Consider the following 15,616-nt stretch of genomic DNA (forward strand, 5'->3'; position numbering starts at 1 on the left):
AAAAAGAGTGCATCCTTCCCCTCAACGGAAACTGCCAAACCCTCATAAGGCAGTATCCAATCCATAAGAGGATGCACCCTAGCCCTCAAAAGAGTGCATCCTTCCCCTCAACGGAGACTGCCAAACCCTCATAAAGGCAGTATCCAATCTATAAGAGGATGCACTCCGCCTTCAATAGAGTGCATCCTTCCCCTCAACGGAAACTGCCAAACCCTCATAAGGCAGTATCCAATCCATGGAAAAGATGCACTCCGCGCCTTAAAAAGAGTGCATCCTTCCCTTCAAGGGTTTTACTCAATTTTCATCGCATCTCATTTTTATGAACCCTCATTTTTATGAATCCTTGGTCAAAGGCACAAAAAGAAGTTTGCTAGCAACTATTGTATCACCCACCTTATGGGATTCCACTTGCCTACAGAGCTTTCAAACTTTTTTACGCCTTCATAAAATCGAATCTGAAAGAATTCATTAAGGCAATTAAGAGTAAATTTTGTCAAAATATAGACAAAGTTTATTCTTTTTTGTGATTGTTGTATTTTTACTATAGTTATTTAAATCGAATTTATATATGATACGTATCGATATTTATTTATCGAAATAAATATAGGAGAAAAACTATGAATATCAGATATTTTTTCATAGCTGGGGCTATTACAAGTGGTTTAGCTCTCGCGATTCAAAAATCTGATCGTATAGTCAATAAACAACCCTCTCCTATTGTTGCTCCTTATACTATTGAGAAAACAAATTTACAGTTTGTTAAACAAGTAAGGGACACATCGGATACATTGAATATACTGAGAGTCAGTAATAGAAGCGCATCAGAACAAGCATCAATCAACGATATATACGATAAAGCAGAAAATTTATTGAATGCAATAGCTGGTTTTTTAGGATCACTTATTATATATTTCGTACAACTTGTTGCTACTAGAATATAAGATACAAAAAGTTCTTAAAGTAAGGTTATATACATTTTGTATATATTGTAAAATTTAAATAAAAAGGCCCTTTATAAAATGGGGCCTTTTTTAGTTTAATTTTTCCTTTGTTTTAGTTTAGTTTTTATTGTGTTTTTATTTTTATTGGCCAAATATCATCGCCTTCAAAAATGCCATTTTTACTTGTCTCACATCTCAAATGACAAAGGCTCTAACTCCCTAGGGCTCTAACTCCCTAGCTTCGCTCCCATAGCGCTTTCGTTAATAAGGATCCGCAATCTTCTTGTTCTTCCCAAAAATTCTTCTGTTTTCAAGAAAATGACCATGCATCTCCTCTGTCATCGGATTGGCTTCCAGATCTCCATGAAACAGACTGAAAAACACAAAAACACCATAACTTTTTATATCAATATCACCATACTGAAACACTGTTGAAGCTTAACAAGCGCTGCTTCATTGGCAAGGACTTCTTAAAAAGACAAAAAATACCTCAAAGGCAAAAGAGCTTAACACTGCTCAAAAATGCCATTTTTTGCCTTCCTCTCACCTCAAATGACAAAGGCTCTACCCCCTAGCTTCCCTCCCATAGCACTTTAGTCAATAGAGCTTCCCCATAGCGCCTTTAGTCAATGGAGCTCCCCCCATAGCGCTTTAGTCAATGGACCTTTCCCTCATACCGCTTGAATAAGCGATAATTTATGAGCATTTTCTAACAAAAAAGAGACCGCCTTTAAGAAGAGAGTAGAATTTATAATTGATTTTTCTCCTCTATTCTTGAGGATCAAGCCATTTCCAGTCTATTTTTTAAAATCTTGGCTATTATTCTTGATTTTTCGAACCCTTTATTTTGCTCTGGTAAGAAAGATGTGAAAGCGCCATGATTGAGACGCTTTCACATCTTTTAAATAAAAGTGCTTTTCTTCAACAGGAGAATAAACTAATCAATTTTTATATCCATAAATGCGATTTTACCATCTTTAATATAAGTAATATCAGGAGCATGTTTTACCCCCTCTGCTTCAAACACGAACTGTTCATCACTCACCCCTTCAAACCCTTGTTCCCTTAATTCTTGTTTTTTCTCCTCGACTAATTTTTTATGCAAAGCGCGTTTTTGATTACACGTATTAGGGGATCTCACTCTAAAAAGCTGATAGTCCATGGCTATAGACCACTTCTCAGCAACCCGTTCCAGTAGATCGTAACTGAACTTTCCTTCCCTTTTCACTTCTTGAGCAATCACCATCGCGCGTTCCAAATGGACTTTTTCAATGGTTTCATCAAAGCCAAGCTGGTCCCCTGCCGTAAAACTTTCGTCATAAGAAGCTAAAGTCTCAACATCGCCCAGCAAGGCAAGAGCAGCAAGATGCAGCAAAGCATAAGGTGCAAACTCTACGTCTCCATCCGTTGCCCATGATAAAGAATCTTTTTCCCAAGGGGGAATACCATATTGAGAGCGAAACATTTCATGCAAAGAATCATCTTCCATTGTCCATTTTAAAGTTTTATCGAGTGCTTTCTTTAAAAGCTGGACGCTCACTTTTTCTTCAAAAATTTCCAATCCATTGGGTACAAAATTCATAAATACCGTTGGCACAACCCCAGAATTATGAGGATTAATCGTCTGACAAGCCGCCGCAAAAATACCGCTCATAATTAAAAGTCCGCGATCAAAAGGCGAAAACTCTTCCACTCGTTGCTCGTTATAAAGAAACTGCACTTCACGATCTGGTAAAAAGAGGGTTGCCAAATAATCTCCCTTTCCCTCGATTTCCACCGACCATCCCAAGCTTTTTAAAAGCCCTGTTGCACTTTCTATCGTGAGAATTTCATCATCATCATAATCGGCAGAGAACTCTTTTTCCTTTAGTTGCAAACGCCTCTTCTGCACCACGGCTTCATCTTTCCAAAACTGCTGCGTTGCAAGATCATTTTCTTTAAGCACTCTTTCCAGCGCGCCTTTCACTTGGAAATTCATTTTCATCCGTTTGAAGACAGAGGTATAAAGAGCTAAAACAAGCATGATAATGATCATGCAAATAACAATCATCACCCAGAATCCGGGATCTAATAGAAATACGGCTATAGGATCAAAGTTCATGTTCCCCCCTCACTATTTACACAACCCGTGCGACAGAGAGCTTATGTGCTCTCGCACCGAGATTGCTTCTTCTAGTTTCTGAATATTTTTTTGCAACTCACCCGTCACTTTGGTGCGAAGCCGTAACATAACCGGAATAAAAATAATGACACAGACCATTATGATGTCCGTTGTTTTAAGGAGAACGGCATGCACAACATATTGCCACCCTGTCAGCTGCCAATTCAATACACCTGGTATTTCTAGAACCATTTTCCACATGATAATGAGAACAGCAATAGCAAAGATAATTTTATAATCCTTTGCTGAAAGCAACGCTTGCTGGAGCGAAAAAGAATGCACTCCTTTATGCGTTTCTTGCTCTGATGCCCAATTTTGCTCCTTCATGTATTCCCTTCTCTCTTTGAAAAGACCTGTGCGACAGAGAGCTTATTTGCTATCACACAGAGATTGCCTCTTCTCGTTTCTGGATCTTTTTTTCCAATTTACGCATTATGATGATGCAAAACCCAAATATCACCGAAATCAAGAAAAGTACACAGACCATTATGGATTGCGTCATAATAAAAATAATAATATTCCTGCTACCTTGCTACCCTCTTACCTTCCTCACATCTCAAATAGTGAAGATTTTCAAACCGTACCAATCTATAAACAATAGTCACAATTCAGCTTTTTCTTCCTAAAAATTCTCCTATTTTCAAGAAAATGACCCTGCATCCCCACCTTCAATAGGATTCATTTCAAAGCTTGAATGAACAAGGCTCCTAAAAATACGAAAACAACCCATATACCGCGCGCCCCTACGAGCAAAACCGTTCCTTCCTCACGCCTCAAACGATAAAGTAAGTCCCAAGCGCTCACTCTAGGCTCTAAACCCCACGGGCTCTTATTCCCTTTAATCAACACTGATCCATAATCGGCTTTTCTTCCACTCAATGCCACCCAACACTGCTCCTTTAAAGCAATGTTTTACGGATACCCCATAAAAAACACCAAAACATATCAAAGGCAAAATGGTATAGAGAGCAATCCCTATAAAGGCTGAATCTCTCATAATTTCTTCATTATTTTTTCCCTCTCATGACTTCTCAAGCGCTGTATCCTGTTCTTGCAAGACGTTTTTCAGTTCTTTTCTTAAACAGCGATACGTTCTCACCTGCTTAAAGACACCATAATAAAGTTGTAAAATCATCATAGGAATACAAGCAACCCACAGTGTCACGAACAGAAGCACGAGACCGAATATTGTAACAAGAATATCACTCCATTTTTCTCTATCGCCTTTTTTATACCAATCCTTTTGATCGGTTATTTTACCCCGTTGCAGGTTTATTTCTTTCAATTTTTGAGTATTTTTTCTCAACAAAAGCCACAATGTTATGAAGAGTATGTACAGAACTGGAAACAAGACCCAAACACACACTGTAATAACTTGCCAAAACGCATACAGAGAGAGAAAAAGGGGTGTATCCTGCCACCCTGTCAAGTTCTCTTGGCTACCCAAGGATGGGAAAAATAAAATCCTGTTGCACAACTCAATAATGAGCGAGAGGAACCAAATGACAACACACTCTCGCACAGAAAAATAATCTTTCCCAGAAAAATAGCGTAGTTCATTATAAAATGCTGAATAAAATGCTGAATTTTTCCCCTTCATTGCTCTTCCTTTTTTTATGAAAAATGCATTTTTTTATCTCATGCCCGCTCTTTTAAGAACCACGAAAAGTGCGATGCATGGCGCTTTCCTTATTTTTAATAAAACCCCCCAACTTTCTAAAAGCGCGGTTGCTCTTCCCAATGATTAAGAGCATCTTCCTCATTACAAAAGAAAATAGGCTCTCTTCTTTGTCTGATGATTTTCCAACCATTCATCCTCCCCTCTTCTTGTGTCACGAGAGCTTCTAAACATTGCCTCTTACCCCTCACGATAGCTACAAAAGCGCCTTGTCACTCTCTTTATCTTACGCGTTTTAGTAGCCGTCTCATTCTACGATACTTTCTCACCTGCTTAAAGACACCATAATAAAGTTGTAAAATCCCCATGGGAATAGCAGCAAACCACAGTGTCACGAACACAAGCACGAAAACAAATATCATGACAAGAATATCGTCCATTTTCCAGTTCACACTTTCTTTATATCGATCCTTTTGATCGGTTATTTTACCCCGTTGCTGGTTTATTTCTTTCAATTTTTGAGTATTTTTTCTCAACAAAAGCCACAATGTTATGAAGAGTATCAACATAACTGGAAACAAGACCCAAACACACACTATAATAACTTGCCAAAACGCACACAGAGAGAGAAAAAGAGGTGTATCCTGCCACCCTGTCAAGTTCTCTTGGCTACCTAAGGATGGAAGAAAGAAAATCCTGTTGCACAACTCAATAATGAGCGAGAGGAAACAAATGACAACATACTCTTGCACAGAAAAATAATCTTTCTCGAAAAAATGGCGCAGTCCATTATAAAATGCTGAATTTTTCCCCTTCATTGCTCTTCCTTTTTATGAAAAACGCATTTTTTATCTCATGCCCGCTCTTTTAAGAACCACGAAAAGTGCGATGCATGGCGCTTCCCTTGTTTTCAACAAAAAACCCCAATTTTCTAAAAGCGTGGTTGCTCTTCCCAATGATTAAGAGCATCTTCCTCATTACAAACCTGATAGGCTTCTTTATCCCCTTTGCCTGATGATTTTCCAACCATCCCCTCTTTCTTGTGTCACGAGAGCTTCCAAACATTGCCTCTTACCCCTCACGATAGCTACAAAAGCGCCTTGTCACTCTCTTTATCTTACGCGTTTTAATGCCCGTCTCACTTTACGATAGGTTCTCACGCGCTTGAAAACAAAATAATAAAATTCTAAAATGAGCATGACAACACCCGCAGGAAAAAAGACGTTTAGCAGAAATATCAACCAAAAGTATACGATAAAAAAACAGATTATTTTTTCTCTATTGTTTTTTACTGGATTATTTTGTTGATCGATTGTGTGACCCCGTTGCTGGATAGCCTCTTCTAACTGCTGAATCTTTTTTTTCAACAAATACATTAAGATGAGATAAAGCACCAATAAAACAGGCATCAAGGCAACAACAACAACCATGATGACTTCACGCAGCACAAAGAGCGCCAAAAGAGTGCTATCCTGTGATACACTCAACGGCCACTTGGCTTCTAATGGAATCAAAAGAGCTTTATAACCTATCCCAACAAGGATAGAAATAAGACAAATAATCATATGATCTTTATAAGAACGAAATGATTTTCCAAAAAAAAGAGAGCACCGTTTGTTATAAAATGTGGAATTTTCCCCCTTCATTTGCTCTTCCCTTTTATGCAACTGTTTGTCCCTAACTTTTATAAGGACACGCATAATCTCTCAAGCACAATTGCATCCATTATGGTCAAACAGAATACCTCAGAGAATACTCGTATTGCATATTCATGTTGCCAATATTTTTGCCAATTCACGTGCTTGTTTTAAAGAAATCTCTCAACACTTCCAAACCAACGCGCATCACCCCCATTTCATGAACATCCCCCATGAAAGGGATAACAATAGCGCTCCCATGAATATATCCCCTTACTATAAACTCTATCACCCCTATTGTTTCAATAAAAAATGTAATCCAGCACCATTCATATACGCCCCCTGCAGCCTCTACAATAGCCTTACCCTCCCCTTGCGACAAGCCATGCCATAACTCGTTCCTCAACACGGACACCCCCACCATTACCCTAAGGCTCCCGACAACAACCATACCCGCCCGCACCCTACAAACAGCCATACCGCTGCCCCTACAACAGCCATACCGCTCTGCCCCTACAAACAGCCATACCACTGCCCCCTAAAACAGCCATACCGCTGCCCCTACAACAGCCATACCGCTTGCCCCCTACAAACAGCCATACCCCACTGCCCCTACAAACAGCCATACCGCTCTGCCCCTACAAACAGCCATACCCCACTGCCCCTACAAACAGCCATACCGCTGCCCCCTACAAACAGCCCTATCTAGCTTCTACGATAGCCTTTATCCCTTGAAAAGACAGAAGCATTTTTATTCTTTTCTCTATTGTTTTCCACCCACTTAAGACATGAAAAAAGGAACTTCCATTGATGCGCAAATTGATCGCGCAATAAGAGCATTTGAAATGAGAAAATCTTACAACTTTCTTATTCCAATTAAAAAGGATCAATGAACATTCAAAATATGACGATACATTCCATTTTTCATTAGAGTTCTTGCAAGCCAATAGCTTAGAATATATTCATAAAAGCGCTTCTAAGACAGAGAGACAGCCGCAATTCTTGAGATCAAGCATTTTAATATTAATGAAAGCACTAACATTCCCTTGCAAGTTTGAGGTGTTGTTTTGTTAACAATCTTGTTAGCATGAACTGATTCTATGATCATGCGATATCATCACAATTGCTCTTTATAAACAGCATAATGATACGCGCCATTTTACTCACACTTCTTTATAAGCCTTGCGTTATAGGCTTGTGGGGAAAAGATAAAGGAGAATCCTGTTGAATATAGCAATTATTTTGGGGTCTGTGCGTCAACCTTCCTTAACAAGAACTTTAGCCAATTATTTAGCGGATTGCCTCATAAAGCGGGGTGCATCACTTCATTGGGTTGATTTGCGTGAACAGCCCTTGCCGATGACAGATCCAGATTATCATCAGCAGGTAGAGGCTAATCCAAGTGCTGCGGTCCGTGAGTTTGTCAAAACCATTGCCGCGGCTGATGGCGTTATTCTAGCAAGCCCTGTTTATCAAGGATCTTATTCGGGTGTTTTAAAAAATGCTCTTGATAATTTGAGCTATAATGCCTTTTTAAATAAACCTGTTGGACTTATCTCTCATGGGAGTACGGCCAAAAAATGCGCACAACCGTGTGAACATTTAGTGCCGGTGGTGCACACGCTTTATGGTTATACACTCCAATGTCAAATCGCCTCTTCCAACGAAGATTTTTCCTCAGACGATGAAGGTCGTACTTGGAAAGTTATAAGTGAAGAGGTACAAACCCGTTGTGAAAGACTTGCTGATGAAATGTACACATTTTTAAAGCAAAGAGGTGGGATTTAAAGCAATAAGGGAGGGGGCATGAAAAAAAAGGATGCGCACTATCGTTATTTAGTGGTAGGGGGCACAGGGATGCTTGCCCCTTTGTATCAATCACTAAAGCCGCAAGAAGTGATTATTGCTGCACGCTTTCTTTCCCATAAAGTCCAGCTTGAGGCATTGCACAACAAACAGTTGTGCGTGTCGTTGGATTATGATTGTGCGGCATCAAAGGCGCAATTTTTAGAAGCTGTGAAGCAATGGCATGATCTAAAATATTGCATATTATGGATTCATTCGCCCGCCTATGCATTTTCTTGCGCATTAATTGAGCAGTTGGCTCTTTTGCCTAAACCGCCATGTATTCTTCATATTTTTGGTTCCAACACGCATGATCAAATGATCCTCGAGTGCGCGCACAAAAACAAGGTTGATTTTATCCCCATTCAATTAGGACAAAAAACAACGCCCAAAGGTTTACGATGGCTGACCCATAAGGAGATAAGCCAACAGGTACTGGATGCCATAAAAAACCATATGAATAAACAAAACTTATGAGCAACACCTATGGCTTTGCAAAGAAGCAGTGCCCCTTCAATCTCTATCCATACCCGAACACCCTCTTAAATAACTCATACTCTCTTACATCATAGGCTTTGAGAACGAACAATCCCCCTCCCTTACGCCTCTAAACAGCATGCCTATATCAACAGCTTCAAAACCAAACGTTTTTCTAACCCTTCTCACACGGGCTTATCCCCCTCTCACAACCATCACGGCTCTTGACCAACCACACACCTTTTTACAGTTCCACGTTTTTACGATTTTGCAAATTCACAGAAAACAAGCAAACTGCCGATAAACCGCCCCATTAAAGCCTATTACAAGCCTGTCACCAGCCTATTACAAACCTATCATCAGCCTATTCATTGCCATCAACCCTTTTCCCCCAACGCCCTCCATTCCCCCATTCCTCCATTACCCCATTCCAATTTTGACGCATTGCACAATCCAACCTTTACGCCTCCATTGGCACCTCTTCTCCCCAACCGCCCCACAACCGTCACGGCCCTTGACCAATCACACACCATTTTACAGTTTCACGTTTTTACGATTTTGCAAATTCACAGAAAACAAGCAAACTTCCGATAAACCGCCCCATTAAAGCCTATCACCAGCCTATTACAAACCTATCATCAGCCTATTCATTGCCAACAGCCCTTTTCCCCCAACGCCCTCCATTCCCCCAATCCCCCATTCCCACATTCCAATTTTGACGCATTGCACAATCCAACCTTTACGCCTCCATTGGCACCCTCTTTACCCCATATCCTCCCCACAACCCTCACGGCTCTTGAGCAACCACACGCCTTTTTGCAGTTTCACGTTTTTACGATTTTGCAAATTCACAGAAAACAACAAAACTTCCGATAAACCGCCCCATTAAAGCCTATACAAGCCTATCACCAGCCTATTACAAACCTATCATCAGCCTATTCATTGCCAACAGCCCTTTTCCCCCAACGCCCTCCATTCCCCCAATCCCCCATTCCCACATTCCAATTTTGACGCATTGCACAATCCAACCTTTACGCCTCCATTGGCACCCTCTTTACCCCATATCCTCCCCACAACCGTCACAGCCCTTGAACAACCACACGCCCTTTTACAGTTTCACGTTTTTACGATTTTGCAAATTCACAGAAAACAACAAACTTCCGATAAACCGCCCCATTAAAGCCTATCATCAGCCTATTCATTGCCAACAGCCCTTTTCCCCCAAAGATCAGCGTAAAATGAGAAAAACAATCGATGCCCTGCTCCCAAGTCATGAAGCAATGGCATGATCTAAAACTTATGCCCCCATGACACGAACACTACATGCGCTTTTTCAGCGTTGCGTTTAATTGTTTGGTAACCTTGTGATACGAGATCAAACGCTTGATAAAGAAATATACAGTGCCACACGCGCGCTTTATTTTCCTTATCTTTTCAACACCATTCCACACACACTTCCCTTTTCATAAAACGCCCACATTCCAATTTTGACACATTTCACAATCCAACCTTTACGCCTCTCCATTGGCACCTTTTCTCCCCATATCCTCCCCACAACCATCACGGCTCTTGAGCAACCACACGCCTTTTTACAGTTTCACGCTTTTACGATTTTGCAAATTCACAGAAAACAACAAAACTGCCGATAAACCGCCCCATTAAAGCCTATACAAGCCTATTACAAACCTATCATCAGCCTATTCATTGCCAACAGCCCTTTTCCCCCAGAGATCAGCGTAAAATAAGAAAAACAATCGATGCCCTCTCCCCAAGCCGTGAAGCAATGGCATGATCTAAAACTTACGCCTCCCCCATGACACGAGCACTACATGCGCTTTTTCAGCGCTGCGTTTAATTGTTTGGTAACCTTGTAATACGAGATCAAACGCTTGATAAAAGAAATATACAGTGCCACAATGGGTATTGTTAAGAAAAAATCAAAAACACCCCCCAGCAGAATGATCAAAATCACCGTCCAAGCTGCCGCCATTTCGTAATGCATTTTATCCCCTTCCCTTTATAAATTGATTGATTGGGTTGCTTCAGTCACTTCTTCCAACTGCTGAATCTTCTTTTTCAATCGATGGGTTAAAATTTCACGAAGGATCACAACAACAGGGATCGTTGCAAAAATACATACCGATAAAAAAAACCAGAAAAGCAAGAGAATGACAAAATATTCAAATCTGATCTCATCTATCTCTTTAAAGAAAATCACATAGACATAAGCTTTGAAAAACATAATGATGAAAGAAAGGCATGCGTGGAGGATATAATCTTTGCGTGAAAAAGCGAGCCATTTTTTTAACGAATAGAAACTTATCTGTGTTTCTAGTGTTAAGTTTTGCGGCACTCTCTCTTTTTCTTTTCCGCTTTTTTCAAAGAAACAAAAATGCTGCGGCTGTTCTTTCATCAAACCTCTTTGTTTTTTCACTCTGTAATAGAGCCTCAAACGCTTGATTAAAGAATAATAAGGCGCCACAATAATCATATTCACAAAAATGGCAAAAACTGTAACTGCATTTAGAAAAAAACATCCAATCGGCAGAAAAAAAATAAAAACCGCGATCTCACTCCTCATGCGTATAACCTCATTGATTAATCTCTTGCTGCTTTATTTTTTCTTTTAGTTTTTTCTTTATTTTTTCCAATTTACGCTCTTTAAAACGACAAATCCCCCACAAAATAGAAAGGGGTGTGAGAAGACAAAACCATATCAACACTGGTAAGAGAAAAATAAGAGAACCAATTCCTTCCCATCTTGTCCATTGCAACGGCTGTACCAGAGACTTTGCACCCGCAGGAACTTCTAAAGCCATCATGATAAGGCATGTACAAAACATGATAAAAAAGCGGTGCCCTATTATTTTACACCGTCCCACCCCTTTACGCATTTCCACTGAAGACACCATAAATTTTCTAAATGAAAAGAAAGACTCTTCAAATGTTGCTTTTTTCTCCTGCATTGTTCCCCTCTGCTTTTACGCTTCGCGCTTTTTACGCATTATTTTTAGGTTTAAGCTCTTTTTAAATTATCTAAACTCTTTATTTTTCTCAATAAATTTTTTCATCAATCCTAATTTCTACATCCATATATTCTAACTCCCCATCCTTTATGTAAAGAATATGAGGACGATAGTTTTTTCCATCAACCTCACAAATCGCGTCCTTTTCATAAACAAAATATCCCTGTTGCCTTAATTCTTGTCTTTTTTCCTCGATCAATTTTTCATAAGAATCTCTTCTTCTATTGCACAAATTGGGATCTGTAGCTCTAAAATATTCATAGCTTTCTACCTCCATGGAAAAATCCTTTGCCGCCTGTTGAAGCAAATCGTAACTGGGTTGCTTTGTCTTTTCTACCGCCTGAGCGATCACCATTGCGCGTTCCAGATGCTCTTCTTCAATGCTTGCCTCAAAGCCCAGCTTCTCACCTTCTATAAAGCTTTTGTGATAAGAGTGTAAGGTTTCAACATCGCCCATCAAAGCCAGAGCCGCAAGATAACGCAGGGAATAAGAAGCCAACCGAGGGACCACCGTTTTGTTTTCCCAAGGCAGGATTCTATATTGAGAGTGAAGCATCTTGCCAAGATCAACCTCAGTCATTGCCTCATCTAAAGCTTTCTCGAGTGCACGACGTAAACATCCAACGCTTACCTTTTCTTCAAAAATTTCCAACCCCTTCACATCAAAACTCAATTCAAGAGCAATCAAGCCTCCAGAATTATAAGGGTCTATCGTTTGGCAAGCCGCCGCATGGATACCAGAAACCACCGCAATTGCACAATCAAATCGCGGATACCCCTTCTCAGCATTATAAAGAAACTGCACTTCACGATCTGGTAAATAATAGGTGGCCAAATGATCTCCTTTTCCTTCAATTTCCACCTTCCACCCCAAACTCTTTAAAAGCGCCGTTGCACTTTCCATCGTTAAGATTTCCTCATCAGAAAGAGAAAACTCTTTTTCCTCAGATAACGGCTTAATCATCGGCATTTCCCCACTAGACGGCTCAAAAACGACAGGTTGTTCAAGCACGCGGCTTAATTCTTTTGTCACTTGGCAATACAGCCTCACCCGCTTGAAAGTAGAGTAATACAATGCCCAAATAAACATCATGACCACGGCAGAAAGCAGCGTGAAAAGCGTCAAGCCCACACCCCACGAGAGTACAACAATAATATCCATCATTTTAATATCTATCATTTTCTCCGCCCCTTCATGCGCTGTTTTGTTGAGAAGCGGTTTTTCTCCGCTTCCAGATTGCTTGCTCCAACATATCGATCTTTTCTTTCAACAGAACCGTGAAAATGATACGAACCACAAAGGCAACAGGGATGAACAAAAAAATAAACCATGATATAAGCTCCATAATTAACGAGAGAGCTGCCACGACATCCCCTTCCCACTCCGCCAACTTCCACCCAAGCAACATGGGTACGAAGCGAAGAGCCATTCTTAAAGCTGCCACAATGAAAGCAATACAAAAGATGACTTTATAATTTTTGCGTGTCAGAAACGCTTCTTCAAGCGCAAAAGTCCGTGGTTCTTTATCCAATGGTGAATTTTTTCCATTGCCCCTCATTTTTTATCCCTCATTTGTTTCAATTTTCAAGCCATTTTCATGAACCGAAGCTTTCGTCCTCACAATGAATGAGGGTTCATCAATATCAAGCGCTTGTATCCCTCATCTTTTATAAAGACAATATCAAGGGTGCATTTTTTTCCATCACCTTCAAACATCGCACGAATAGAAGGTCTCTCCTACAACGCATGAGAATATATAAAGACCAGTATTCATTTTCTGCCCGCCCTTCACGCGCTGTTTTGTTGAGAAGCGGTTTTTCTTCGCTGCCAGATTTCTTGATCCAACATATCGATCTTTTTTTTCAACAAACGCGTAAAGATGATACGGACCACAAAGGCAACAGGAATGAGTACAAAAATTAAATCTAATATAACCTGCACGATGCAAAAGAGAACTGTTATAACATCCCCTTCCCACCCCGCCAACTTCCACTCAAGCCACATGAGTAAGAAGAGAAGAGCCGTTCTTAAAGCTGCCACAATGAAAGCAATGAAAAAAATGACTTTATAATTTTTGCTTGTCAAAAACGCTTCTTCCAGCGAAAAAGACCGTGGTTCTTTATCCAATAGTGAATTTTTTCCATTGCCCCTCATTTTTTATCCCTCATTTGTTTCAATTTCTAAGCCATTTTCATGAACCGAAGCTTTCGTCCTCACAATGAATGAGAGTTCATCAATATCAAACGCTTGTATCCCTCATCTTTTATAAAGACAATATCAAGGGTGCATTTTTTCATCACCTTCAAACATCGCACGAAGAGAAGGTCTCTCCTACAACGCATGAGAATATATAAAGACCAGTATTCATTTTCTGCCCTCCCTTCACACGCTGTTTTGTTGGTAAGCCGTTTTTCTTCTCTGCCAGATTTCTTGATCCAACTTATCGATCTTTTTTTTCAACAAACGCGTAAAGATGATACCGACCACAAAGGCAACAGGAATGAGTACAAAAAGAAGCGCTGATATAAAAACCAATATTAATGTTAAAATGAACAGGATATAATTCCACCACCCTGTCAAATCCCACTTAAAAAACATAAAGAATGCCATTATAAAAGCTGACACAATGAAAGCAATACAAAAGATGACTTTATAATTTTTGCGTGTCAGAAACGCTTCTTCCAGCGAAAAAGACCGTAACTCTTCATCCAATGATGCATTTTTTCCATTGCCCCTCATTTTTTACCCCTCATTTGTCTCAATTTTTAAGCCATTTTCATGAACCGAAGCTTTCGTCCTCACAATGAATGAGGGTTCATCAATATCAAGCGCTTGTATCCCTCATTTTTTATAAAGACAATATCAGGGGTGCCTTTTTTTCATCACCTTCAAACATCATGTTTTCATCACTCACAGTGTACCCCCTATTGTCTTAAGGCTTCTCTTTTCTCCTCGATCAAATTTTCATAAAATATCTTCTTCTATTGCACAAATTTGGGTCTCTGACTCTAAAATTCTAAATGCTCTTTTTATTTTCAGGAAGATAAGCTGCTTTCCAAAGAAGAAGCAAACGAGTGCAAGAAAATCGTAACGAAGTTGCTTTGTCTTTATGACGATTTGAATCATCAACAAAACCGGCCCAAATTGATTTTTTCGATATTTTTTTTCAAAACCCAAACTTTCATCTTCCATAAAGCTTTTATGAGAAAGCTGCCAAATGTTAATATCAGCCCTCAATACCAAAGCCCCAAGGGTGTGCAAGTAAAGAAGAAGCCACTTGAGAGATAGTACAATTTCCTTTTCCCAAGGAAGGGTGTTCTATTGAAAGCCAAGCACGCAGACAAGATCAACCTCAGTCCCAGATCAACCTCATTCATTGCCTCATCGAAAACTTCCTCAAGTACACAGCATAAATGCCTTACGCTTACCTCTTCCTCAAGAAATTTCAATCCCTTTGCCTTAAAATCCACCCCTTTGCCTCAATGCCTCGTTGTCAATCTGGCCCCCCAAAATGATAAAGCCCTAAAATGATAAGGATTAATCATTTGGCAAGCCGCCGCATGAATACCAGCGCCTCTCACAATTCCATAACCAAATTGCACAAAACCTTTTTCATCCAGAGAGAGAAACTGTCCTTCACGGTCTCGTAAATAAATAACGGTCTCGTAAATAAATAGATGTCCCTCTTTTCTTTCAATTTTCCCCCTCCACCCCAAGCTCTTTAAAAGCACTGTTACACTTTCTATGGAGCAAAACGTGTGCTTTTGGCTCACCTTCTCTATGCGTCTTGCCTCTCCACCTGCAAGAAAATGGGCTTTTTTTCCCCAAACACCAGAATATCTTTTGCTTTAAGTATAGATTTTTCGCTCTCAATATCGCTTGGTAAAACACATTTTTATGCTTGATAAAA

At 40.0% G+C, this 15,616-nt stretch carries 22 protein-coding genes; 3 read left to right on the forward strand and 19 right to left on the reverse strand.

Annotated elements, in window-relative coordinates; translation table 11 throughout:
• The first annotated feature begins 617 nt into the window (after positions 1–617).
• The gene (locus ACFIMI_RS05700) at positions 618–941 is read left to right on the forward strand and encodes a hypothetical protein (RefSeq protein WP_375613621.1); all 324 of its coding nucleotides are present in this window, start codon (positions 618–620) and stop codon (positions 939–941) included.
• A gap of 937 nt (positions 942–1,878) precedes the next feature.
• On the opposite strand, the gene ACFIMI_RS05705 is transcribed toward ACFIMI_RS05700, so the two are convergent.
• From ACFIMI_RS05705 to ACFIMI_RS05740, 8 genes are all read right to left on the reverse strand, one after another.
• Positions 1,879–3,042: a DUF6990 domain-containing protein gene (locus ACFIMI_RS05705; protein ID WP_375692328.1), complete on the reverse strand. Its 1,164-nt coding sequence runs from the start codon at positions 3,040–3,042 to the stop codon at positions 1,879–1,881.
• Positions 3,043–3,054: 12 nt separating this feature from the next.
• A complete protein-coding gene (locus ACFIMI_RS05710; RefSeq protein ID WP_375692329.1) occupies positions 3,055–3,429 on the reverse strand; it encodes a hypothetical protein in 375 nt (124 codons plus the stop codon).
• Positions 3,430–3,780: 351 nt separating this feature from the next.
• Entirely contained in the window at positions 3,781–3,987 is a 207-nt protein-coding gene (locus ACFIMI_RS05715) for a hypothetical protein (protein ID WP_375621755.1), read from the reverse strand.
• Positions 3,988–4,123: 136 nt separating this feature from the next.
• Entirely contained in the window at positions 4,124–4,702 is a 579-nt protein-coding gene (locus ACFIMI_RS05720) for a hypothetical protein (protein WP_375686074.1), read from the reverse strand.
• A 299-nt stretch (positions 4,703–5,001) separates the two neighbouring features.
• Positions 5,002–5,538: a hypothetical protein gene (locus ACFIMI_RS05725; RefSeq protein WP_375692330.1), complete on the reverse strand. Its 537-nt coding sequence runs from the start codon at positions 5,536–5,538 to the stop codon at positions 5,002–5,004.
• A gap of 294 nt (positions 5,539–5,832) precedes the next feature.
• On the reverse strand, positions 5,833–6,366 hold the full coding sequence (locus ACFIMI_RS05730; protein WP_375611628.1) for a hypothetical protein: 534 nt from the start codon (positions 6,364–6,366) through the stop codon (positions 5,833–5,835).
• 148 nt (positions 6,367–6,514) lie between these two features.
• Positions 6,515–6,835: a hypothetical protein gene (locus ACFIMI_RS05735; protein WP_375692331.1), complete on the reverse strand. Its 321-nt coding sequence runs from the start codon at positions 6,833–6,835 to the stop codon at positions 6,515–6,517.
• A 10-nt stretch (positions 6,836–6,845) separates the two neighbouring features.
• Positions 6,846–6,983, reverse strand: a complete 138-nt coding sequence (locus tag ACFIMI_RS05740; RefSeq protein WP_375692332.1) for a hypothetical protein — start codon at positions 6,981–6,983, stop codon at positions 6,846–6,848.
• A 598-nt stretch (positions 6,984–7,581) separates the two neighbouring features.
• Between ACFIMI_RS05740 and ACFIMI_RS05745 the strand changes: the two genes are divergently transcribed.
• Both ACFIMI_RS05745 and ACFIMI_RS05750 read left to right on the forward strand, forming a co-directional pair.
• Positions 7,582–8,145, forward strand: a complete 564-nt coding sequence (locus ACFIMI_RS05745; protein ID WP_375621749.1) for an NADPH-dependent FMN reductase — start codon at positions 7,582–7,584, stop codon at positions 8,143–8,145.
• An 18-nt stretch (positions 8,146–8,163) separates the two neighbouring features.
• Positions 8,164–8,679: a short-chain dehydrogenase gene (locus tag ACFIMI_RS05750; protein ID WP_375675270.1), complete on the forward strand. Its 516-nt coding sequence runs from the start codon at positions 8,164–8,166 to the stop codon at positions 8,677–8,679.
• A 377-nt stretch (positions 8,680–9,056) separates the two neighbouring features.
• Here ACFIMI_RS05750 and ACFIMI_RS05755 read toward each other — a convergent pair whose 3' ends face one another.
• The 11 genes from ACFIMI_RS05755 to ACFIMI_RS05805 form a co-directional block, all read right to left on the reverse strand.
• Complete coding sequence (locus ACFIMI_RS05755; RefSeq protein WP_375692333.1) at positions 9,057–9,212, reverse strand: hypothetical protein; 156 nt, start codon at positions 9,210–9,212, stop codon at positions 9,057–9,059.
• 591 nt (positions 9,213–9,803) lie between these two features.
• Entirely contained in the window at positions 9,804–9,953 is a 150-nt protein-coding gene (locus ACFIMI_RS05760; protein ID WP_375692334.1) for a hypothetical protein, read from the reverse strand.
• Positions 9,954–10,504: 551 nt separating this feature from the next.
• A complete protein-coding gene (locus ACFIMI_RS05765; RefSeq protein ID WP_273790878.1) occupies positions 10,505–10,681 on the reverse strand; it encodes a hypothetical protein in 177 nt (58 codons plus the stop codon).
• Between the two features lie 15 nt (positions 10,682–10,696).
• A complete protein-coding gene (locus ACFIMI_RS05770; RefSeq protein ID WP_375692335.1) occupies positions 10,697–11,092 on the reverse strand; it encodes a hypothetical protein in 396 nt (131 codons plus the stop codon).
• Between the two features lie 178 nt (positions 11,093–11,270).
• Positions 11,271–11,645: a hypothetical protein gene (locus ACFIMI_RS05775; protein ID WP_375689765.1), complete on the reverse strand. Its 375-nt coding sequence runs from the start codon at positions 11,643–11,645 to the stop codon at positions 11,271–11,273.
• A gap of 88 nt (positions 11,646–11,733) precedes the next feature.
• Positions 11,734–12,885, reverse strand: a complete 1,152-nt coding sequence (locus ACFIMI_RS05780) for a DUF6990 domain-containing protein (RefSeq protein WP_375692336.1) — start codon at positions 12,883–12,885, stop codon at positions 11,734–11,736.
• Between the two features lie 13 nt (positions 12,886–12,898).
• On the reverse strand, positions 12,899–13,264 hold the full coding sequence (locus tag ACFIMI_RS05785) for a hypothetical protein (protein ID WP_375627744.1): 366 nt from the start codon (positions 13,262–13,264) through the stop codon (positions 12,899–12,901).
• Positions 13,265–13,494: 230 nt separating this feature from the next.
• Positions 13,495–13,860, reverse strand: coding sequence for a hypothetical protein (locus ACFIMI_RS05790; RefSeq protein ID WP_375692337.1), 366 nt, complete (start codon positions 13,858–13,860; stop codon positions 13,495–13,497).
• Positions 13,861–14,088: 228 nt separating this feature from the next.
• Positions 14,089–14,445, reverse strand: coding sequence for a hypothetical protein (locus ACFIMI_RS05795; RefSeq protein ID WP_375638447.1), 357 nt, complete (start codon positions 14,443–14,445; stop codon positions 14,089–14,091).
• A gap of 225 nt (positions 14,446–14,670) precedes the next feature.
• Positions 14,671–14,943: a hypothetical protein gene (locus ACFIMI_RS05800; RefSeq protein WP_375692338.1), complete on the reverse strand. Its 273-nt coding sequence runs from the start codon at positions 14,941–14,943 to the stop codon at positions 14,671–14,673.
• 242 nt (positions 14,944–15,185) lie between these two features.
• Positions 15,186–15,437 carry a hypothetical protein gene (locus ACFIMI_RS05805; RefSeq protein WP_375611617.1) on the reverse strand — a complete coding sequence of 84 codons (252 nt, stop codon included), beginning with the start codon at positions 15,435–15,437 and terminating at the stop codon, positions 15,186–15,188.
• Positions 15,438–15,616: the final 179 nt, after the last annotated feature.

It is taken from the genome of Bartonella sp. AP4SXKL (assembly GCF_042195845.1).
Classification (GTDB): domain Bacteria; phylum Pseudomonadota; class Alphaproteobacteria; order Rhizobiales; family Rhizobiaceae; genus Bartonella.